23 protein-coding genes are annotated in these 19,422 nt (G+C 73.8%); 9 read left to right on the top strand and 14 right to left on the bottom strand.

Features of this window, described 5'->3' with window-relative positions:
* The first annotated feature begins 55 nt into the window (after positions 1-55).
* The 3 genes from O7625_RS07080 to O7625_RS07070 all read left to right on the top strand — a co-directional run bounded on the left by O7625_RS07080 (position 56) and on the right by O7625_RS07070 (position 2,186).
* Positions 56-673, top strand: coding sequence for an NTP transferase domain-containing protein (locus tag O7625_RS07080; RefSeq protein WP_282345136.1), 618 nt, complete (start codon positions 56-58; stop codon positions 671-673).
* On the top strand, positions 670-939 hold the full coding sequence (locus tag O7625_RS07075; RefSeq protein WP_282345135.1) for a DUF6457 domain-containing protein: 270 nt from the start codon (positions 670-672) through the stop codon (positions 937-939). Before O7625_RS07080 ends, O7625_RS07075 begins: the two co-directional genes overlap by 4 nt.
* Positions 940-1,073: 134 nt before the next feature.
* A complete protein-coding gene (locus tag O7625_RS07070) occupies positions 1,074-2,186 on the top strand; it encodes a hypothetical protein (protein WP_282345134.1) in 1,113 nt (370 codons plus the stop codon).
* A 54-nt stretch (positions 2,187-2,240) separates the two neighbouring features.
* Here O7625_RS07070 and O7625_RS07065 read toward each other — a convergent pair whose 3' ends face one another.
* Positions 2,241-2,699 (bottom strand): Lrp/AsnC family transcriptional regulator, encoded by a 459-nt coding sequence (locus O7625_RS07065; RefSeq protein WP_067301170.1) that lies wholly within the window; start codon positions 2,697-2,699, stop codon positions 2,241-2,243.
* A 59-nt stretch (positions 2,700-2,758) separates the two neighbouring features.
* Here O7625_RS07065 and ddaH point away from each other — a divergent pair, with 59 nt between their 5' ends.
* The gene (gene ddaH / locus O7625_RS07060) at positions 2,759-3,592 is read left to right on the top strand and encodes a dimethylargininase (protein WP_348773990.1); all 834 of its coding nucleotides are present in this window, start codon (positions 2,759-2,761) and stop codon (positions 3,590-3,592) included.
* A 36-nt stretch (positions 3,593-3,628) separates the two neighbouring features.
* On the opposite strand, the gene O7625_RS07055 is transcribed toward ddaH, so the two are convergent.
* Together O7625_RS07055 and O7625_RS07050 are read right to left on the bottom strand one after the other, a co-directional pair.
* Positions 3,629-4,843 (bottom strand): ABC transporter substrate-binding protein, encoded by a 1,215-nt coding sequence (locus O7625_RS07055; RefSeq protein ID WP_282345133.1) that lies wholly within the window; start codon positions 4,841-4,843, stop codon positions 3,629-3,631.
* Positions 4,844-4,873: 30 nt separating this feature from the next.
* Positions 4,874-5,719, bottom strand: coding sequence for an alpha/beta hydrolase (locus tag O7625_RS07050; RefSeq protein WP_282345132.1), 846 nt, complete (start codon positions 5,717-5,719; stop codon positions 4,874-4,876).
* A gap of 131 nt (positions 5,720-5,850) precedes the next feature.
* Between O7625_RS07050 and O7625_RS07045 the strand changes: the two genes are divergently transcribed.
* Complete coding sequence (locus O7625_RS07045; protein WP_282345131.1) at positions 5,851-6,450, top strand: bacterial proteasome activator family protein; 600 nt, start codon at positions 5,851-5,853, stop codon at positions 6,448-6,450.
* A 93-nt stretch (positions 6,451-6,543) separates the two neighbouring features.
* Here the strand turns inward: O7625_RS07045 and O7625_RS07040 are convergent, their stop codons facing one another.
* From O7625_RS07040 to O7625_RS07030, 3 genes are all read right to left on the bottom strand, one after another.
* Entirely contained in the window at positions 6,544-7,356 is an 813-nt protein-coding gene (locus O7625_RS07040) for an HAD family hydrolase (RefSeq protein WP_282345130.1), read from the bottom strand.
* Positions 7,356-8,177: an HAD-IIB family hydrolase gene (locus tag O7625_RS07035; RefSeq protein ID WP_067301153.1), complete on the bottom strand. Its 822-nt coding sequence runs from the start codon at positions 8,175-8,177 to the stop codon at positions 7,356-7,358. Before O7625_RS07035 ends, O7625_RS07040 begins: the two co-directional genes overlap by 1 nt.
* Positions 8,178-8,340: 163 nt before the next feature.
* The gene (locus tag O7625_RS07030; protein ID WP_282345129.1) at positions 8,341-9,036 is read right to left on the bottom strand and encodes a hypothetical protein; all 696 of its coding nucleotides are present in this window, start codon (positions 9,034-9,036) and stop codon (positions 8,341-8,343) included.
* A 236-nt stretch (positions 9,037-9,272) separates the two neighbouring features.
* Here O7625_RS07030 and O7625_RS07025 point away from each other — a divergent pair, with 236 nt between their 5' ends.
* The 3 genes from O7625_RS07025 to O7625_RS07015 all read left to right on the top strand — a co-directional run bounded on the left by O7625_RS07025 (position 9,273) and on the right by O7625_RS07015 (position 11,081).
* Positions 9,273-9,704, top strand: coding sequence for an OsmC family protein (locus O7625_RS07025; RefSeq protein ID WP_282345128.1), 432 nt, complete (start codon positions 9,273-9,275; stop codon positions 9,702-9,704).
* Between the two features lie 151 nt (positions 9,705-9,855).
* Entirely contained in the window at positions 9,856-10,200 is a 345-nt protein-coding gene (locus tag O7625_RS07020) for a metallopeptidase family protein (RefSeq protein WP_172898531.1), read from the top strand.
* Positions 10,201-10,361: 161 nt separating this feature from the next.
* Positions 10,362-11,081 carry an AIM24 family protein gene (locus O7625_RS07015; RefSeq protein ID WP_067301144.1) on the top strand — a complete coding sequence of 240 codons (720 nt, stop codon included), beginning with the start codon at positions 10,362-10,364 and terminating at the stop codon, positions 11,079-11,081.
* An 82-nt stretch (positions 11,082-11,163) separates the two neighbouring features.
* Here the strand turns inward: O7625_RS07015 and pheA are convergent, their stop codons facing one another.
* The 4 genes from pheA to O7625_RS06995 all read right to left on the bottom strand — a co-directional run bounded on the left by pheA (position 11,164) and on the right by O7625_RS06995 (position 14,119).
* Entirely contained in the window at positions 11,164-12,120 is a 957-nt protein-coding gene (gene pheA / locus O7625_RS07010; RefSeq protein WP_282345127.1) for a prephenate dehydratase, read from the bottom strand.
* 10 nt (positions 12,121-12,130) lie between these two features.
* A complete protein-coding gene (locus tag O7625_RS07005; protein WP_282346828.1) occupies positions 12,131-12,655 on the bottom strand; it encodes a hypothetical protein in 525 nt (174 codons plus the stop codon).
* Between the two features lie 89 nt (positions 12,656-12,744).
* Positions 12,745-13,203, bottom strand: coding sequence for a hypothetical protein (locus O7625_RS07000; protein ID WP_067301134.1), 459 nt, complete (start codon positions 13,201-13,203; stop codon positions 12,745-12,747).
* 178 nt (positions 13,204-13,381) lie between these two features.
* Positions 13,382-14,119, bottom strand: a complete 738-nt coding sequence (locus O7625_RS06995; protein WP_067301264.1) for a hypothetical protein — start codon at positions 14,117-14,119, stop codon at positions 13,382-13,384.
* A gap of 164 nt (positions 14,120-14,283) precedes the next feature.
* On the opposite strand from O7625_RS06995, the gene O7625_RS06990 reads away from it, so the two are divergent.
* Entirely contained in the window at positions 14,284-15,501 is a 1,218-nt protein-coding gene (locus tag O7625_RS06990) for an arginine deiminase (RefSeq protein WP_067301131.1), read from the top strand.
* Between the two features lie 39 nt (positions 15,502-15,540).
* Here the strand turns inward: O7625_RS06990 and O7625_RS06985 are convergent, their stop codons facing one another.
* The 4 genes from O7625_RS06985 to O7625_RS06970 all read right to left on the bottom strand — a co-directional run bounded on the left by O7625_RS06985 (position 15,541) and on the right by O7625_RS06970 (position 19,420).
* Complete coding sequence (locus O7625_RS06985) at positions 15,541-16,422, bottom strand: DUF5926 family protein (protein ID WP_067301128.1); 882 nt, start codon at positions 16,420-16,422, stop codon at positions 15,541-15,543.
* Between the two features lie 129 nt (positions 16,423-16,551).
* A complete protein-coding gene (locus O7625_RS06980; protein WP_231932847.1) occupies positions 16,552-16,965 on the bottom strand; it encodes an ATP-binding protein in 414 nt (137 codons plus the stop codon).
* A gap of 89 nt (positions 16,966-17,054) precedes the next feature.
* Positions 17,055-18,512, bottom strand: coding sequence for an ATP-binding protein (locus O7625_RS06975; protein WP_282345126.1), 1,458 nt, complete (start codon positions 18,510-18,512; stop codon positions 17,055-17,057).
* Positions 18,513-18,628: 116 nt separating this feature from the next.
* Positions 18,629-19,420 carry a glycerophosphodiester phosphodiesterase family protein gene (locus O7625_RS06970; RefSeq protein ID WP_282345125.1) on the bottom strand — a complete coding sequence of 264 codons (792 nt, stop codon included), beginning with the start codon at positions 19,418-19,420 and terminating at the stop codon, positions 18,629-18,631.
* Positions 19,421-19,422 lie beyond the last annotated feature (2 nt).

Raw genomic sequence — 19,422 nt, 5'->3', positions numbered from 1 at the left:
CGGCCCGGTCGGGCGACGACCCCGCACCCGGGGGCCGGGCGGCTACCGTGACCGGATGACGGCGTACGCGGCGGTGGTGCTGGCCGGTGGGGCGGCCCGCCGGATGGGCGGGCGGGACAAGCCGGCGGTGCCGGTGCACGGGCGGCCGATGCGGGACCGGGTGCTCGCCGCCGTCGCCGACGCCGTGCCCCGGGTGCTGGTCGGGCCGGGCGGGTCGCTCCCGCCCGACGTGCTGGTGACCCGGGAGGAGCCGGCCGGTGGCGGTCCGGTGGCCGCCACGGCGGCCGGGCTGGCCCTGCTCCATCCTGATACGGCCGTCGTCGCCCTGCTCGCCGCCGACCTGCCGCTGCTCAGCCGCCCGGCCGTCGGCGTGTTGCTCGACGCGCTCGCCACCCGGGCCGGCCCGGGGGCACCGGACGGCGTCTGCCTCCTCGACGACGGTGGGCGGCGGCAACCGTTGTGCGGGGTGTGGCGGGTGCCGCCGTTGCGCGCCGCGCTGGACCGGCTGGCCGCCCGCCGGGCGGAAGGCACCGGGCTGGCCGGGGCGTCGATGCGGGAACTCCTGGCCGAGCTGAGCGTGCACGAGCTGTCCTGGTCCGCTGCCGGTCCGCCACCGTGGTTCGACTGCGACACTGACTCCGACGTACGCCGGGCGGAGGAGTGGACGCGATGACCGTGCTGGACGACTGGGTGACGGCAGCCTGCGCCGAGCTGGGCCTCGATCCGGCCGACGTGTCGGTGCCGACCGTGCTGGACCTGGCCCGGGACGTCGCCCACCAGGTGCTGCGACCGGGTGCGCCGGTCACCGCGTACCTGCTGGGGGTGGCGGTCGGGCGTGGGGCGGACCCGGCTGCGGCGGCGGCCCGGCTCAGCGGGCTGGCCGCCGGGTGGCCGGTCGAGCTGGGCGGTGCGCGTCCCGACGGTCCCGCCGCCCCCTGACCGGCCGGGGTCCGGCGCGGGACATCGGATCGCCCTGTCGACCGTGCGGTGCCGCCACGGTGTCCGATGCCGGTCGTGGTGGATTCGTACGCCGGCCCGCCTGGGTAGGGTGACCTTGACGGACGGAGGCGATCATGACGGCGGAGCACCCCTCGAAGCCGACCGGTGATCGGCCCGGCACCTCGCCGGCGCACCACGATCACCATGATTCGGTCCTGCTGGACGAGCCGAGCACGGCCGACCTGCGGGCCAAGGTCACCGAGGCGTGGCGGGAGTTCGCGCGGGCGCTGGCCGCCCGGCTGCGGGAGCTGCCCGTGGGGGCGCAGCTCGAACTGACCCTGGACCCGACCGCCTCCGGAACGGGTGACGCGGTCTACTCGATCAGCGTGGCCATTGGTGAGCAGGGCCGGATCTCGGCGCGGGCGGTCGGCAACGCCACCCTGCCGCAGGGCTTCCGGCTGGACCGCGCCGCGGTAGCCGACATGATCGCGCTCGGCTGGTCGCCGCCCGGCGTGGTGGCGGGTTCCGGCGAGCACTTCGGCCTGGACGGGTCGGCCGACGACGCCAGCAAGCTCGCCGGGCTGCTCTCCCGCACCCTGCGGGACGTGTACGGCGCCCCGCACCCGGCCTTCCTGGTCTACCTCAGCCAGGACGCCGAGGGCGAGTCGTTGCCGATCGAGGCGCTCGGCACCGCGCGCAGCGAGTTCGGCCCCGACCAGGACGTCGAGGCCGACCTGGACGAGGCGCTGGCCGCGGCGGCGAGCGCCCAGAACGGCGACCAGGAGGTGCTGGACCTGCCGGAACGGGTCCGGACGGTGGTGTCGACCATGCTGAAGTCGACCTCCGACCACCTTCAGATCGACTCCGACGGGGACATCAACATCCGGGCCGGGTCGGCGATGGTCTTCGTCCGGGTCCGGGACAATCCGCCGCTGGTCGACGTGTTCTCGCCGGTGTTGACCGAGGTCGAGCCGACGGAACGGTTGTACGTGAAGCTCTCCGAGCTGACCAACCGGATGCCGATCGGCCGGCTGTACTGCGCCGATGACACCGTCTGGGCGTCCATCCCGGTCTTCGGCCGCAACTTCCAGGCCACCCACCTGATGCTGGCGGTGCAGGTGATGACCGGGCTCGCCGACGAGTTGGACGACCGGTTGCACGGCGAGTTCGGCGGGAAGCGGTTCTTCGGCGAGGGCGACAAGCCGGGCCGGGGCGACAGCGGACACCGCACCGGCATGTACCTCTGATTCTCCGCCCGGAGGCCGGCACGGGGATCCACCGCCGTGGAGGCCGGCCCCGGATCAGGGGGTGGACGGGCCGACGCCGGGCGACTCGACCAGCCGGGAGAGCACGATGGTGCTCCGGCTGGAGGTGACGAACGGTTCAGCCCGGAGCCGTTCCAGCGCCTCCTCCAGGTGGGAGATGTCGGCCGCGCGCAGGTGCACGAGCGCGTCGGCCTCCCCGGAGACGGTGTAGGCGCCGACCACCTCGGGGTGCCGCCGGGCGGCCAGCGCCAGCTGGGTGGGGGTGGTCCGGCCGGCGCAGAACAGCTCCACGAACGCCTCGGTGGTCCAGCCGACGGCGGCCGGGTCCACCACGGCCGTGAAGCCCCGGATCACCCCGGTGGCCCGGAGCCGGTCCACCCGGCGTTTGACCGCCGGCGCGGACAGTGACACCCGGGAGCCGATGTCGGCGTACGAGGTCCGGGCGTCCGCCACGAGCAACGCAATGATTCGCTGGTCTACCGCGTCTATCTGCAACGATCCGCCTCTGGGAAGCAATATTTCTGGCTGTTACCAAAGTTCTACGCTACCTACCCTTGGTCACCGTGGACCAGCAGCGCTTGCCGCGAAAGCGGACATATCTCATGTGCTCCCCGGAGCACTTCGCGGTCGAGTACGCCATCAACCCGTGGATGGACGTCACCACCGACGTCGACACCGCGTTGGCGGTCGAGCAGTGGGACCGGCTGCGGGGCACGCTGGTGGGTCTCGGCCACGAGGTGCACCTGCTGACCCCGGCGGCGGGGCTGCCGGACATGGTCTTCGCGGCCAATGGGGCCTTCGTGGTGGACGGGACGGTCTACGGCGCACAGTTCAAGCACGAGCAGCGGGCCGCCGAGGCCGCCGCGCACCGGACCTTCTACCAGGACCACGGCTGGCACTTCATCGCCCCGGGCGAGACCAACGAGGGCGAGGGTGACTTCGCCTACCTGCCGGAGGCGCACGGCGGGCTGATCCTGGCCGGGTACGGCTTCCGTACCGAGCTGTCGGCGCACGCCGAGGCGCAGGAGGCGCTGGGCCGTCCGGTGGTGTCGCTGCGCCTGGTCGACCCGCGCTTCTACCACCTGGACGTGGCGCTCGCCTCGATCGACGACGGCAATGTCGCGTACTTCCCGGGGGCCTTCTCGGCGGCCAGCCAGCGGGTGCTCGCCCAGCTCTTTCCGGACGCGGTGCTCGCCGACGACGAGGACGCGCTGGCCTTCGGCCTGAACCTGGTCAGTGACGGGGCGAACGTGGTGCTCAACAGCGACGCGACCCGGCTGGCCGGGAAGCTGAAGGCAGCCGGGTACACCCCGGTGCCGGTCGAGCTGGCCGAGCTGAAGAAGGGCGGCGGCAGCGTCAAGTGCTGCATCGCCGAGCTGCGCCCCTGACCGACCCGGAGCCCGCCACAAGCCAAGCGGGTGCCCTCAGCCGAGGGTGGCGATCTCGTTGATCAGGACGTTGGAGAGCAGCCGGCCGTCGAACTGCACCTTGCGCAGGTACCACTTCTGCTGCGGGGTACGCGGCTGGTTGAACTGCCACGGCCCGCGCGGGCTGTCGATCTGGCCGATCTTGCCCAGCGCCAGGTTGACCTGCTGCGGGGTGGGCTCCGCGCCGGCCAGCCGGATCGCCTTGTCGAGCACCTGCGCGGCGTCGTAGGAGGCCATCGCGTAGGTGCTGGGGGAGACGTTGTAGGTCTTGCGGTACGCCGAGGCGAACGTCCGGTTGGCGGTGTTGTTGAGGTCGGCCGAGTAGTTCAGCGCGGTCTGGATGGTGCCGGCCTTGAGGCTGTCGTCCGCGTTGACCAGGGTCGAGCGCAGGTCGGAGAGGATGTTGCCCTCGGTCAGGAAGCCGGGCGCGTAGATGTCACCGAACCAGCGGCTGCGGCGCAGCTGCCTGATGAACTGTTCGCCCGCGGTGCCGGAGTAGAAGCAGAAGATCCCGTCCGGCTGGCGGCTGAGCGCCTCGCTGATCTGCGCGCCGTACTCGTTCTCGCCCGGGGCGGGGTTGGCGGTGGTGAGGATCGGCTCGCCGACGATCCGCGGGTCGTCGGTGCCGAAGCCGTCGCGGAACCCCTTGATCACGTCGAGGCTGGCGGTGCCCTCCGGCGCGACGATGGCGAGCCGGCTGTCGGTGGGCAGTGTTCGCCGCAGGTACGACCCGAGCGCCCGGCCCGGCTCGTCCAGTACGTACGACGTCCGCCAGATGTAGACGACGCTCTGCAGGCTGGGCGGGGAGGCGTTGGAGCCGATCAGCGGCACCCGGGCCTTCTCCACCGCGTCCCGGATGCCGGACATCACCGTCGAGTTGACCACGCCGGTCATGGCGAGCACGTTCTGGCCGAGCAGCTTGTCGACGGCGGCCTGGCCGCTCTTGGCGTTGTCGCCCTCGTCGACGGTCACCACGGTCGCCGGATGCCCGCCGAGCTGCTGCCCGTTCATCGCCAGGAAGAGCTGGAAGCCGTTCTCGATGTCCTCGCCGATCGCCTTGCCGTCACCGTTCTCCGGCCTGATCAGGCCGATCTTGACGGGGTTGCCGACGGGCGGCGTCTCGGTGTCGTCCGTGCCGCAGGCGGCGGCCAGTCCGGTGGTACCGAGCGCGGCCAGCAGCTGGAGGGCCCGCCTGCGGTTCATCTGCGACACCGAAAATCCTTCCGGGAGCATTGCCGGGCGTCACCGCCCCTCCGGCGTTCTACCTGGTGGGCGACGCTGCGTCAATGGATCTTGATCTTCAAGCAGGGACTGCAACGCAGCCCTTACCTGCGGCCAGGCCGCCGAGAGTGGATCGATCAACCCGAAGTGCTCGCATTCCGGCAGCTCAACGAGGGTGACCGGGGCTCCGGCGGCCTGTGCGGTGGCAGCATATGACCTGCTCAGGGAGACCGGGACCTGCCGGTCCCGCCCACCGTGCACGATGACGGTGCGTGTCCGTGTCGACACCGATCTGCATGGATCGGCCACCGCGTAGCGGTCCGGGTGGTCGGCCGGGCCGCCGCCGAGCAACGCGGCCACCGCCCCCGAGTCCAGATCCAGCCGGTACGCCTCGGCGAGGTCGGCGACCGGCGCGAGCGCCAGCACCCCCGCCACGTGCTGCGGGGCGTGGGCCGCGACGTGCAGGGCGAGCTGCCCACCCGCCGAGTGCCCCAGCAGCACCGGCGGCCCCGGGGCGACCTGCCCCGGTAGGGCGTCCGCCGCCAACCCGGGCAGCGCCGCCACCCCCGCCCGGACGTCGGCGAGGGTGTTCGGCCAGCCCCCGCCCGGCTGACCGGTACGCCGGTACTCCAGCTGCGCCACCGGCCAGCCCAGGTCGGCCAGCGCGGCGGCGAGCGGGCCGGTGTGGGTGCGGTCGTACCCGGCCCGCCAGAAGCCGCCGTGCAGCACCGCGACCAGCGGACGGACCGGCCCGTCCCCGACCGGTCGGCGCAGGTCGACGAGCTGTTCCGGCTCCCCGCCGTAGCGCAGGGTCAGGTCCGGCGGTGGAGCGGGCCGGGTGAGCACCGCACGCGGGTCGACGGTCATGCCGGCGACGGTAGCGCGACCACGACGACGACGGCCGCCCCGCCGGTGGTCCGGCCCAGCGGTGGTCCGGCCCGCCGCTGATCCGGGCCGGCGGTGGTCCGGGCGCGTGCGGCCGGACCGGGTGGGTAAAGATGGTTGCCATGACCGAAGCGCACTCCACTGGACAAGATGACGAACCGGGCCGCGCGGACGGGCAGTCGGGCACCGTGGTGGTGGTCGGACCGGACGGCCGTCCGGTCGGCACCGTGCAGACCGACGAGGCCGGCGAGGACCCGACCCGGCTGGTCGAGCAGCCGGCCAAGGTGATGCGGATCGGCAGCATGATCAAGCAGCTGCTGGAGGAGGTCAAGGCCGCCCCGCTCGACGACGCCAGCCGGCACCGGATGCGGGAGATCCACGAGCGGTCGATCGTCGAGCTGAAGGACGGCCTCGCCCCCGAGCTGCGCGAGGAGCTGGAACGCCTCTCGCTGCCGTTCACCGAGGACCAGGCGCCCAGCGAGGGCGAGCTGCGGATCGCCCACGCCCAGCTGGTCGGCTGGCTGGAGGGGCTGTTCCACGGCATCCAGGCCACCCTGGTAGCCCAGCAGATGGCCGCCCGGATGCAGCTGGAGCAGATGCGCTCCGGTGGCCGCCCCGCCCTGCCCAGCGGCCCCGGCGCGATGATCCCCGGCATGCCCGGCATGGGCCAGCAGCCCGGCGGCGAGGGCCACAACACCGGCCAGTACCTCTGACCGCGCGCGGACGCGGGCGGGCCACCCGGCCCGTCCGACCCACCCGCTGACCGACGGGTCCGGGCGTCGCCACACGGCGGCGCTCCGGGCCGCTCAGGCCACCCCGAAGACCTTCTCCAGGTACGCCGCCACCCCGTCGGCGGTGTTCGCCCCGGTCACCTCGTCGGCGATCTCCAGGACGGCGGGGTGCGCGTTGGCCACCGCCACCGCCCGCCCGGCCCAGGTCAGCATCGGCACGTCGTTGGGCATGTCACCGAAGGCGAGCACGTCGGCCTGCCGTACGCCGATCCGCTCCGCGTACCAGGCCAGCCCGGCCGCCTTGGTCACCCCGGCGGCGGAGATCTCCACCAGCCCGCTGTACGACGAGTGGGTCGCCTCGGCGAGCCCCTCCAACGCCCCGGCCACCACCTGCACGAAGGCGTCCGGGTCCTGGGTGCCGGCGCGGGCCAGCAGCTTCACCGCCGGCACCGAGGCCAGCTCCTCCGGCGACTCGACGGCGCGGATGGCCTCGTGGTCGGCGTCCCAGCGCAGCGGGTAGTGCGCCTCGTGGCGCATCTCCCGGCTGTCCACGATCTCCACCGCGAAGCTGACCTCCGGCACCGCCGCCCGCAGCCGCCGGGCCACCTCGGCGAGCAGCTCCGGGGCGAGCGGGTCGGCCCGCAGCACCTGGTCGGTGTCCGGGTCGTAGACCACCGCGCCGTTGGCGCAGATCGCCGGCAGCGGTGTGGAGAGCTGGTCGTACACCAGCTGGAGCCAGCGGATCGGGCGGCCGGTGACCAGCACGACCGGCGTGCCCGCCGCGGCGATCCGCGCCAGCACCGCCCCGGTGCGGGCGCTGAGCCGCCGGTCGTCGCCGAGCAGGGTGCCGTCGATGTCGGTGGCGACCAGCCGTGGTGTCTCTCCCATCACCGGGAGAGTAGTCGGTCCAGGTAGACCGCCACCCCGTCGTCGTCGTTGCGCAGGGTCACCTCGTCGGCGGCCGACCGCACCAGCGGGTGGGCGTTGGACACGGCCACCCGGGACCAGCCGGCCCAGGCGAACATCGGCAGGTCGTTGGGCATGTCCCCGAAGACCAGCACGTCCGCCGGGTCGACACCGAGCCGCTCGGCGACCACGCTCAGCCCGCTGGCCTTGTCCACCCCCGGCGGGCAGATCTCCACGAAACCGAGACCGGCCTGGGTGAGGCTGGCCACCTGCGGCCCGACGATCCGTCGGGCGGTCTCCAGCAGCTCGTCCACGTGGTGGTCGGCGGTCCGGACGAACGCCTTGATCACGTCGTGGGAGAGACACTCGGCGCGGCTGCGCGCCTCGAACCGGTCCTGGTAGGGCCAGGCCGGGTGGTAGTCGCCCCACAGCGGCGCGTCGTGTTCGTCGGACCCCTCGACCATGACGGTCAGCGGACCGACCACGGCCTCCAGGTCGGTCAGCAGGCTGGCCAGCACCTCGGCGGACAGCCGCTCGTCGCGCAGCACCACCGGGCCGGCCGGGTCGCTCTGGTCCACCACGCAGCCGCCACCGGCCATCACCAGGTAGTCGGCGGCCCGGATGTCGTTGCGGGTGAGTTCCTTCAACCGGGGGCCACGACCGGTCGCGCCGACCACCGGGATACCGGCGGCCCGCACCCGGTCGAGCACCCCGTGGGTGTACGCCGAGACGGTGTCGTCGCTGCGTACCAGCGTGCCGTCGAGGTCGGTGGCGATGAGCTTGGGCAGTCCCGGGCGGGTCATCGTTCCTCCTTGCCCGCCGCCGTCCGTACCGGTCGTCCGACCCGGTGTGACGGCGGGCAGCAACCGTACCTCGCCGGGCAGGTCGCAACCATGGCTTCCCGGCGAACCGGTCGCCAACGCCCGATGGCCGGCGATCCGCCGGCCGACGGTCGGGCCGGGGCGCTCAGGCGTCGGGTTCGCGGCGGGCGAACGGGACGGTCGGGGCGACGGTCAGGTCGGCGGGCGCGGCCGGCCGGTCGTGGTCCCGACCGGGATCGACCCCGACCGGCCCGTCCCCGGCCAGGTCGTCCGGTGGCCGGCCGGCGATGAGTAGCGCCGCTCCGACCAGCGCCACAGCGACGAAGGCCATCACCAGCCCTCGACCGTGGTCCACCCGGAACCCGTCCTCCGAGGAGTAGAACAGCGCCCGTTGCCCGGAGTCGTCCAGCGAGAAGGCGGTGACGGTGAGCAGAACCAGCAGGGCGCCCGCCACCGCCAGACCGGCCGTCCGGGCGTCGTGCCCGGTGGCCGGACGCCCACGCAGGGCCAGCGCCACCGCGACGCTGAGCAGGAGCAGCCCCACCAGGTACGCGACACCGAAGGCGCCCACCTCGGCCACCCCACCGGGCACCCGGATGGTGCCGCTGCCCTCGGGGCCGCCGTTCGGCACGGTCATCACCAGCCACTCCCCGGCCATCGACGCCGTGGCGGCGACCGCGCCGAGCAGGACCAGCACCGGGGGCAGCCGTCGGTCCTGACGCAGCGCGGCGGGCCACTGCCCGAACCGTCGGCTCGTCGCCCGCCCGGTGGCACCCCACTCCGGCACTGAGGTGTCGTCCGAGCGGTCGTCCTGTCTCGGGATGGGGAGATCCTGGGACATCGGCCACCTTCCGCGTCGCGGGCCTGACCCGCATCATCCCACGGCGGTGACGTCGACACCCGGAAGCGACGTACCGGGGTGGTCGGCGTTCCCGCGACGACCTGCGGCGTCGGGGGCGGGGGACGTATCGACGAACCGCCCCGCCGCCGACGGCCGTGCGGGGGCGGTGCCGCCGCTGCCGGTCGCCTCGCCCGGGTCGGTCGCCGCGGGCCGTGGTTTCGACTAGCGTTCGGGGTATGCCTATCCGTACCGCTTCCGCACGTTGGCAGGGCAACCTCACCGAGGGTGCCGGGACCGTCCGCACCGGCAAGGGCGGGCTGGAGGGGAACTACTCCTTCAAGTCGCGCTTCGAGGAGGGCGAGGGGACGAACCCCGAGGAGCTCATCGGCGCCGCCCACGCGGGTTGCTTCTCGATGGCGCTCTCCAAGCAGCTCGCCGATGCCGGCGCGACCGACACCTCGGTGGAGACCACCGCCAAGGTGCACTTCGACAAGACCGACGCGGGGATGACCGTCACCCGGATCGAGCTGGAGACGGTCGGCCAGGCCCCGAGCCTGGACGAGGCCGAGTTCGCCAAGCTGGCCGAGGCCGCCAAGGAGAACTGCCCGATCTCCCGGCTGCTCTCCCCCGGCGCGCAGATCAGCCTCACCGCCCGCCTCGCCTCCTGACCCGTTCCACCCGCTGGACCGTTCACCCCCCACCGCCCCGTCCGGCACGCCGCGACCCCGTGGCGGCCCGGCGGGGCGGTGGCGTGGTGGGGCGGTGGGGTGAACGGGGCAGGTGATGGGCGGCGGGTCGGGCACAATGGGTGGGGTGCCCGTGGAGATGAGCCGTGAACGCTTCGAGGAGCTGGTCGGCGAGGCCCTCGACGAGGTGCCCGAGGAGTTGCTCCGGCTGATGAGCAACGTGGTCATCCTGGTCGAGGACGACCCACCCGCCGGCGAGGACCTGCTCGGCCTCTACGAGGGGCACGCGCTGACCGAACGCGGCTGGAGCTATTCGGGCGTACTCCCCGACCGGATCTTCATCTACCGCCGGCCCATCCTGCGGATCTGCGCCACCGAGGACGACGTCATCGACGAGGTGGCGGTGACCGTGGTGCACGAGATCGCCCACCACTTCGGCATCGACGACGAGCGGCTGCACGCGCTGGGCTGGGGCTGAGCGCCCCGCCCGCCCCACGTCTGCTGCTCCGGCCGGTCGTCTGCGTACCGCTGACCGGTTCCGTGCGTGGAGCCGGGCCTGCGCTCCGCTCGGCCGATGCGGCCGGTTGCGGGGGCTGCCTACCGTTGGGGGAGCACACCCCTAATCAGGAGGAAAACCCAATGCGCAGCGCGCTGTTCTCCGCAGAAAACCTGGAGAAGGAGTCCGCCCAGCCCGGCATGCGGCTGCAGAACTCCAAGATGTTGAAGATCGAACTCAACGGCGAGGCGATGGCCCGGGTCGGGTCGATGGTCGCCTACCAGGGGCAGGTGCAGTTCCAGGCGCTCGGCTCGGGCGGCATCGGCAAGTTCATCAAGCAGCGGCTCACCGGTGAGGGCGTGCCGCTGATGAAGCTCAGCGGTCACGGCGACGTCTTCCTCGCCGAGCTGGCCAAGGACGTGCACATCATCGACCTGGAGCCGGGCGACGCCCTGTCGATCAACGGGTCCAGCGTGCTGGCCTTCGACTCGACCCTGTCGTACGACATCAAGATGGTCGGCGGCGCGGGGATGGCCTCGTCCGGCCTGTTCAACTGCGTGTTCAGCGGCCACGGCCGGATCGCCATCACCACCAAGGGCACCCCGGTGGTGCTCAACGTCGACGCGCCCACCTACGTCGACCCGCAGGCCGCCGTCTGCTGGTCGGCCAACCTCCAGACCGGCTACCACCGGGCGGAGCAGCTCGGCCTGGGCACCCTGCTCGGTCGCAGCACCGGTGAGGCGTTCACCATGAGCTTCGCCGGCCAGGGGTTCGTCGTGGTCCAGCCGTCGGAGGAGCCGCCGGTCCAGGGCAGCGGCGGCCAGCAGCAGCAACAGGGCCTGCTCGGCGGCCTGCTCAGCTGATCTTCGCCGCGTGGGGGGCGGTCCCGGACGGGACCGCCCCCCACGCGTGCCGCACCGCCCGTCGAGAGCCGGGCCGGCGGGGTCAGCTCAGTTCGCCGGAGCGCAGCCGGGCCAGCCAGGCCGCCGCGTCGGTGTAGTCGGTGTCCGACAGGCCGGCGGGGGCCGGGACCGGCCGGTCACCCGCCGCGTCGGCCCACCGGTGCCGGGGGTACGACCCGAGGAACCGCACCTCGGCGCAGACCCGGCGCAGCCCCTGCAACGCCTCGCCCAGCCGGGCGTCCGCGACGTGACCGGTGCAGTCGAGGAAGAAGACGTACCGGCCGAGCGCCTCCCCGGTGGGGCGGGACTCGATCCGGGTCAGGTTGACCCCGCGTACGGCCAGCTCCATCAGCACCGACAGCAGGGCACCCACCCGGTCGTGGGCGATGTAGACGACCAGCGAGGTGACGTCGTCCCCGGTGGGCGGCGGCGGCGGACCGGGGCGGGACAGCAGCGCGAAGCGGGTCACCGCGTCCGGATGATCGGCGATCTTGTCGGAGAGCAGCGTCAACCGGTGCCGGGCGGCGCCGATCGGGGCGCAGATCGCCGCGTCGTACTCGCCGTTCGCCGCGCCCGCCGCCGCCGCGCCGTTGGAGAGCACGTCGATCACCGTCGCGTCGGGCAGGTGGGCGCGCAGCCAGTTGCGGCACTGGGTGGACGCCTGCGGGTGGGCGGCCACGCTGCGTACCCCGTCGAGCTGGGTGCCGGGCCGGGCGCCGAGCACGAACTCCACCGGCAGGATCACCTCCCGGGTGATCACCAACGGATCCCCCTCGGCCAGCTCGTCCAGGGTCACCCCGACCGCGCCGCCGATCGAGTTCTCCAGCGGCACCAGCGCGGCGTCCGCCTCGGCGGCCCGTACGCTCTCCAGCGCCTCGCCGACACTGCGGGCGGGCGTGCGGCTGCCGCGTTCGGCGGCCGGGAGGGTACGCAACGCCTGTTCGGCGAAGGTGCCCTCGGGGCCCAGGTAGACGTAGCGGGTCGGCGGGGTTCCGGGCATGTCGCCCAGCCTACGCACCCGGTGGCGCTCCGGCCCCGGCGTCGCAGGCCAACGTCCGGATGGCGGGCGGCGCGGCGGCCTTCACCTCGATCGAGCAGACGTCCGTACCGGCGGTGACCAGCACCACCGCGCCGCCCGGCTCCCCCCGGCTCACCGCCTGCAACTGCTCGTGCCCGCTGACCGCCAGCACGGTGTAGTGCCAGCCGTCGGCGCAGAGCGGCCCCTGCACGGCGCGCACCGACACGTTCCGGGGCAGCACGTCGTCGCGGAGCAGGCCGATCACCCGGTCGGTGGATGGCCGGCCGGCGCAGGGCACCGCGACCGTGGCGGCGGTGGGGGTCGGGGCGGGCGGCGTGGTGGTCGGCGGCAGGGTGGGGAGCACCGCCAGGGCGGTGGGCGGCGTGGTCGGCGGCACGACCGGTGTCGGCGGGGCGACGGGGACCGCGACCCGGCGTTCCGGCGGAGCGGCGCACCCGGCGAACGGCAGCACGGCGAGGAGCGCCACGGCGAGCCGGGCCACGGCGAGCCGGGCCACGACGGGGCGGGCCACGACGGGCCGGCGACGCGGCGGACGGGGTGCGGGAGTGGGCGGCACGGACCGGTCCTCGGGGGATTCGGGCGTGGTCAGATCGCGGAGAAGAAGGTGAGTGAGCCGGAGACCGACCCCTCGGTGAGCACCGGCGTGGAGATGGCGTCCACTGTCGCGTAGGTGCTGTCGTCCCCGGCGGGCTGCACCCTGAGCAGCCCGCGGGCCAGCCGGCCGGAGTGCAGGGCGAGCAGCGGGGGGATCTTGTCGGTCTCCTGCTCCGGCAGCTCGTGCCGGGCGGCGGTGAAGTCGAGCAGCCGCAGGCCCCCTTCGAGCAGCGGCAGCCCGACGACGGCCTCGGGGGCGCCGAGGCAGAGCAGCTCGCAGCCGGCGGCCGAGATGGCCACCACCCGGGTGCCGGCGTCGATGAGCAGGCAGGGCTCGTCGGCGTGCGAGACGGTGGCCGACCACGTCCCGACGTTGTCGCCCCCCGGCTCTGTCGGCGTGCGTGCGGCCGGCACGAACACGTCCGAGAGCGAGAGTTCGACGTGGGCCACCGCGCCTCCTAGGTACACCGACGGTCTGTCCACGCTAGCCGGTCTTCGTGACGGTCGCCGACCGCGCTGGAGTCACCAGCCGCCGGTGGGTGGTGGTGCGGGTGCCCGGGTGGGCGGCCGGCGACGGCGCGGACCGGAGTGTCGCGGGGACCGGTGCCGCGGGGCGTCGTCGGTGACGTTACCGGCGACCCGCCTGCTTGTCAGCGGCCGTTCGGCCCTCGTCGTACCACCGGTAGTCGCCGGCGGGACGGTAGGTGCCGTTGTGCCAGGTCTGTGGTGCCTGGGCGACCCGGGAGAGCTTCTCGGCGGTGGCCGGGCTGATCCGGTTGCCACCGGCGACGAGGAGGCGGTCCAGCTCCCGGTGGGTCGCCATCATGCAGTCCTTCGGCAGGCCGTAGACGCTGATGACACCGGAGCCGACGAAGGTCAGCACCGGGGTCACCGGGATCGGCAGGCCGACCGCCTCGGTGAGGGCCTTGCTCGCCCGCTTGGCGTCCCGCCGGGCCTCGGCCACGTACGGCGGGCGCTTGCCGTTGATCTGCACCACGTCCCCGGCGACCAGCACCCGGGCCCGGCCGTGGTCGGCGATGCTGACCGCGAAGAGCCCGCTGGGACCGATGGCGAGGAAACCGGCGCGGTCTTCCTGCCCGTGGTCGCGCAGCATGTCCGAGACGTCGGTGCGGGGCCACTCGACCACGTGCCACGCGGGACCGAGGTGGTCGAGCTGACCGAGCGCCCGGGCACCGGCGGCCTCCAGCCGGCGGGCACCCCGCTCGGCCCGGCGACGACGGGCCCACTCCAGCGGGGTCGGCCGGGCCGGGTCGAGTGTCGCCGACCCGTCGGGACGGGGGTGCGGCACCGCCACGGGCGGCAGTGCCCGGGTGGGTACGGCTCGACGAGCGGGAAAGACAGTCATCGCGACCTCCGGCAAAAGGTCCCTCGAAAGTTATGTTCTCACTACCCTACGTCGCCACTGTGGGGGTACGGCAAGTTGGAGCGCCGGAATGAGTGCGGATGAATGCCATATTCATCCCCGATTCTTCCGCTGAACACCCTTCACCACTGCCCTACGCTGCGGGGGTGACCCACTACGTGGACAGCGAGGTCGGTCGACTCGGCACGGTGCTGTTGCACCGGCCGGGCCCGGAACTTGCCCGCCTCACCCCCCGCAACAACGACTCGTTGCTCTTCGACGCTATCCCATGGGTCGGCCGGGCACAGGAGGAGCACGACGCCTTCGCCGCCGAGCTGCGCGGGCGCGGCGTCGAGGTGCTCTACCTCGCCACCCTGCTCGCCGAGACGCTCGCCGTCGCCGAGGCCCGCGCGGAGCTCACCGAGCAGGTGCTCAGCTCGCCCCGGCTGGGCGACACCCTGCGCCGGCGGGTCGCCGACCACCTCGCCTACCTCGATCCCGCCGCCCTCGCCGACGTGCTCACCGCCGGCCTGGCCCACGAGGAGCTGCGGATCAGCCCCGAGCGCCCCGGCGGTCTGGTCTGGACGATGATGGACCGGCACGACTTCGTCATCGACCCGCTGCCCAACCTGCTCTTCACCCGGGACTCGTCACTGTGGATCGGCGACCGGGTCGGGGTGACCAGCCTCGCCATGCCGGCCCGTCGCCGGGAGACCACGCTGACCGACGCGATCTACCGCTACCATCCGCGCTTCGTCGGCACCCGGACCGTCTACCACCCCGGCCTGGAGCACCTCGAAGGCGGCGACGTGCTGCTGCTCGCCCCCGGGGTGCTCGCCGTGGGGGTGGGTGAGCGGACCACCCCGGCGGGTGCCGAACGACTGGCCCGGCAGGTCTTCGCCGCCGGCCTCGTGCACACCATGCTGGTGGTGCCCATCGCCCAGGAACGGGCCACCATGCACCTCGACACCGTCTGCACCATGGTCGACGTCGACGCGGTGCTGATGTACCCCAACGTGGCCAGCACGCTGTCGGCGTACACGGTGGTCGCCGGCCCGGACGGCGAGCCCCGGGTGGACGGCCCCGCGCCGTTCCTGCGCGCGGCGGCCGACGCGATGGACCTCGACCAGCTCCGGGTCATCGACACCGGGCTGGACCCGGTGACCGCCGAACGTGAGCAGTGGGACGACGGCAACAACACCCTCGCCCTGGCCCCCCGGCTCTGCGTCGGCTACGAACGCAACGTGGAGACCAACGCCCAGCTCGAACGTGCCGGCATCGAGGTCATCCCGATCGCGGGTTCGGAGCTCGGCTCCGGCCGGGGTGGCCCCCGCTGCATGTCCTGTCCGCTGGTCCGCGAGCCACTACGCCCACCGGCCGCCTGAGCCGGCGGCGACCGCACCGCCCGGGCTGCCCGCCGGTGCTCAGCGCAGGGTGAGCTGGCGGCCCAGCAGCCCCTGCCGCGCCCGGCGTCCGGCGGCGTCCAGCGGCTCCTTCTCGGTCAGCGCGTCGGCGTACCGCTCGGCGAACGCGGCGACCGGCTCCTCCCACTCGGCGGCCGGAGTGTCCTCGGGCAGGTCCCAGACCGGCACCAGCCGGCCGTGCGCCCGGAACATGCCGGCGAACCTCGTGCCCTCGCCCAGGGTGAGCGCACCCGAGGCGGAGAGCCGGGAGAGCGTGTCCAACGCGGCGTCCTCGTCGTCGCCGAGCACCCAGCGCACGTGTGCCTTCTCCGGCACCCGGCACCAGTAGGCGGCCCGCGCCGCGGCCAGCCTGACGGTCGGGTAGATCGCCGCGTTCGCCCGTTCCAGGGACGCCTGCACGGTCGGGTCGTCGGCCGCGCCGGGGTCGAGCCAGAAGTCGAAACCCTCGTGCATGGTGACGTCCAGCGGGGCGTCGACCAGGATGTCCTGGAGGCGGGGGCCGGGGCCGGGCAGCGGCGGCACCGTCACCTGCCCGCCCGGCTCGGTGCGCAACGCGCAGAGCAGCGCCTCGGCCAGGTCCCGCGAGACGTCGCCGGACTGCTGGTGCCGCTGGAGACCGATGAACACCCGACCGTCCGGCTTGGTCATCGCCGGGGCGGCCATCGGCAGCACGGTGGCCAGGGTGACCGGCCGGTCGCCGTGCTCCTCGACCAGTTCGGGGGTGAGCCGCAGCGGCGCGGAGGCGGCCGGCACGAGTTCGCGCAGGGCGATCCACTCCGGTTCGTCCGCCAACCCCTCGAACGGACGGGGGACGAAGACGTCCCGGATCTTCTCCCGGCGGGGAGCGGCCTCGACGCGCTGGTTCTTTCGACGCTTGCTCACGGCGAGACAGCCTAGAGCCCGACTGGCGACCGTGGGGGCAGGACCCGCCCCACGGCCCGGCCCGGGCGGGCTCAGGCCCGGCCCGAGTGGGATCACGCCCGGCCGAGCGGGCTCGGGTGTGGTCTGCGGTCAGCCGGCGGGGATCAGGTCCGGCCGGCAGTCGGCCGGGTCGAACTCGGCCCAGACGCTCTGCCCCAGACCGTCCCGGTCGACCCCCCAACGGCTGGCCAGCCCGGCGACGATGTGCAGACCCCGCCCGTCGACGGCGTCCGTCCCGGCGGCCCGCATCCGCGGTCCGGCCTCGGCGCCGCCGTCGGTCACCCGGACCGACAGGAGCGGACCCGTCCGGCCGGGCCGTAACCGCCAGGCGACCCGGACCACCCCGCCGGGCAGCGGGTCGGCGTGCCGGACCGCGTTGCCGACCAGCTCGGCCAGGACGGCCACCAGGTCGGCGAGGAGCGCCGGGGGGACCAGTCCGGCGAGTTCGTCGGCGAGCCGGTGCCGGGCCAGCCGCGCTCCGGTGGCGTGGTGGGGGACCACCACGCACCACGAACGATCGACTCGTCCTGTCGACACCGCGGCTCCTTCTCGGCCCGTGCCCGCCGGCGCGTCACCGGCCCACCCCGGGCAGGTCACTGGCGCGGCAGCCGCACCTCTGCGACGGTACCGCCACCGTCTCGTGGACGTAGGGATACCCATCCATTTTGCTGTTCAACGATCCGGCGGACGAGATAGAGGCCGAGTCCGGCACCCGGATAGCCCCGGCGGTCCCCGGACTCGCCCTGCCAGAACCGGTCGAAGGCGCGTTCGGCGTGTTCCGGCCGGATCCCCACCCCCCGGTCGGCCACCCGGAACGCCACGGTCCGGCTGTCGGCCGTCGCCACCACCTCGATGGGGGAGTCGGTCGGCGACCACTTCCCCGCGTTGGTGCACAGCTCGGTCAGCACGGTGGTCAGCCGGTGCCGGTCCCCGAGGGTCTTGGGCAGGTCGGCCGGGATGCTCAGCAGCAGCCGGCGGCGCAGGTCGCCGGGGAGGTCCAGGACCGCCGCGTGCAGCGCCTCGCCGAGGTCGAACGGGACGGCCGGCCCGTCGCTGGGGCGCACGTCGGTGGCCGAGGTGAGCAGCCGGTCGACCAGCCGGGCCAGTTCGTTGGCCCGTTGACCGATCACCCGGGCCGCCTGCCGCCGGTCGTGGTCGGTCAGCGACTCCCAGTGGTCGGTGAGGGTGTCCGCGTACCCCTTGATGACGGTGACCGGGGTGCGCAGTTCGTGGCTGGTGACCGCGACGAAGAGGTCGCGGTCGGAGTCGCGGCGCTGCTGGTCGGTGATGTCGCGGAAGGTGACCACCCGGAGCATGCCCGGGCCGGCCAGCTCGCCGGCGGTGATCCGCAGCCACTGCCCGTCCGCGAGCTGGTGGTCGAGCACCTGGCCGGCGGCCGGGAGCGGGAACGGCAGCGGCCGGTTCATCGCCTCGCCGGCGGTGCGGCCGGTGACCTCGACGGCCGCGGGGTTCCACAGCCGGACCCGGCCGTCCCGGTCGACCACGGCCAGGCCGTCGGCGAGCGCCGCGACCACCGGGCCGTCGCCGTGCACCGGCAGGCCGCTCTGGTCGCCGTACATGTGGGCGATGCAGGAGGCGAGGTAGCCGAGGGTGGCGTGCTGGACCCGGTTCTCGGACTCGTCGTCGTCGGGGTAGAGGGCGTGCAGGCTGCCGACGGTGAGCCCGTTGAGTTCGGCGCGGGCGACGACCATGCGGCGCAGGCCGCGGGCGGCCAGTTCCCCGGCGAGCGGGCCGTCCAGGTGGTCCAGCCGGGTCTGCCGGACCCGGGGGCCGGTGAGCAGGCAGACGGTGGCCGGGTCGGAGGCGGGCAGTGGGCGGCCGATGGCCCATTCGGCGCAGCCGCTGGCGGCGATCACCTGGCCGCCGGTGGGGGTGAACTCGACGAACGCCACGCAGGCCGCGCCGAGCGCGGGCCGGGCCGCCTGGAGCAGCGCGGTGAGCACCGGCAGCCCGGCCTCACCCGAATTGATCATCTCGATCACCGCGCCGTGGTCGGCGATGAGGGCGGCGAGATCGGGGCGTTCCGGCATGCCCCGAGTGTGCCCCGTGCGACGCCCTTCGGGCACCCCCCGGGGGTCGGTCCGCTCCGGCATCCGGTGCCGACCCGACCGGTCGGTGCCGGCCCGGTCCGGCCGGGAGTCGGGCGTCACCGGCCGAGCCGGGCCAGGGTGTGCGCGGGCCGGTCGGTGATCACCCCGTCCACCCCGGCGTCGAGGACCAGCGCCAGGTCGGTCGGTTCGTTGACCGTCCAGACGTACACCTGGTGGCCGGCGGCCCGCAGCGCGGGGACCAGCTCCGGGCGGGACCGGACCAGGCCGATGCCCGGCCCGGCGATCCGTGCCCCGAACGGCAGCCGCCCGAGCGGCAGCCAGCGGGGCAGCACCTCCAGCAGCAGCACCGTCGGCAGCGCCGGGGCCAGCTCGCGGACCCGGCGGACCGCCAGCGGGGAGAAGGACATCACGGTGACCTGGACCGGCTCGTCGGGGGCCGGCTCGGCCAGCCCGTGCCGACGCAGCAGGGCGACCAGCCGGCGCTCGACGTCCCCCCGGTAGCGGGACGGGTGCTTGGTCTCCACCAGCAGCCGGACCGGGCGGCCGGCGGCCCGGACGGCCGTCAGCAGCCGGTCCAGGGTGAGCAGCCGGGTGTGCGCGTCGTCCGGCGGCCCGTCGCCGTCGGCCGGCGTGCACCCGGGGTGCCAGGAGCCGAAGTCCAGCGCCTCCAGCTCGGCCAGGGTCCGGGCGCTGACCAGGCCGTGACCGTTGCTGGTCCGGTTCAACCGCCGGTCGTGTACGCAGACCAGGTGCCCGTCGCGGGTCAGCCGGACGTCGCACTCCAGCCCGTCGGCGCCCTCGTCGAGTGCCCGCAGGTAGGCCGCCAGGGTGTGCTCGGGAAGGTCGGCCGACGCGCCACGGTGCGCGAAGACCAGGGGATCGCCCATCT

Origin of the sequence: Micromonospora sp. WMMD714, assembly GCF_029581315.1 — a bacterium.
Classification (GTDB): Bacteria; Actinomycetota; Actinomycetes; order Mycobacteriales; family Micromonosporaceae; genus Micromonospora; species Micromonospora rifamycinica.
Note: the sequence above shows the minus strand (reverse complement) of the source record. Positions and strands in the feature narration are given on the sequence as shown.

Bases quoted from the DNA above. Each gene is read 5' to 3' on its own strand.
- O7625_RS06995 (WP_067301264.1), bottom strand. From the start codon at position 14,119: ATGACTGTCTTTCCCGCTCGTCGAGCCGTACCCACCCGGGCACTGCCG.
- O7625_RS07040 (WP_282345130.1), bottom strand. From the start codon at position 7,356: ATGGGAGAGACACCACGGCTGGTCGCCACCGACATCGACGGCACCCTG.
- O7625_RS07025 (WP_282345128.1), top strand. From the start codon at position 9,273: ATGCCTATCCGTACCGCTTCCGCACGTTGGCAGGGCAACCTCACCGAG.
- O7625_RS07080 (WP_282345136.1), top strand. From the start codon at position 56: ATGACGGCGTACGCGGCGGTGGTGCTGGCCGGTGGGGCGGCCCGCCGG.
- O7625_RS06975 (WP_282345126.1), bottom strand. From the start codon at position 18,512: ATGCCGGAACGCCCCGATCTCGCCGCCCTCATCGCCGACCACGGCGCG.
- O7625_RS07050 (WP_282345132.1), bottom strand. From the start codon at position 5,719: ATGACCGTCGACCCGCGTGCGGTGCTCACCCGGCCCGCTCCACCGCCG.
- O7625_RS07075 (WP_282345135.1), top strand. From the start codon at position 670: ATGACCGTGCTGGACGACTGGGTGACGGCAGCCTGCGCCGAGCTGGGC.
- O7625_RS07070 (WP_282345134.1), top strand. From the start codon at position 1,074: ATGACGGCGGAGCACCCCTCGAAGCCGACCGGTGATCGGCCCGGCACC.
- pheA (WP_282345127.1), bottom strand. From the start codon at position 12,120: ATGCCCGGAACCCCGCCGACCCGCTACGTCTACCTGGGCCCCGAGGGC.
- O7625_RS07030 (WP_282345129.1), bottom strand. From the start codon at position 9,036: ATGTCCCAGGATCTCCCCATCCCGAGACAGGACGACCGCTCGGACGAC.
- O7625_RS07045 (WP_282345131.1), top strand. From the start codon at position 5,851: ATGGTTGCCATGACCGAAGCGCACTCCACTGGACAAGATGACGAACCG.
- O7625_RS07015 (WP_067301144.1), top strand. From the start codon at position 10,362: ATGCGCAGCGCGCTGTTCTCCGCAGAAAACCTGGAGAAGGAGTCCGCC.
- O7625_RS07035 (WP_067301153.1), bottom strand. From the start codon at position 8,177: ATGACCCGCCCGGGACTGCCCAAGCTCATCGCCACCGACCTCGACGGC.
- O7625_RS06970 (WP_282345125.1), bottom strand. From the start codon at position 19,420: ATGGGCGATCCCCTGGTCTTCGCGCACCGTGGCGCGTCGGCCGACCTT.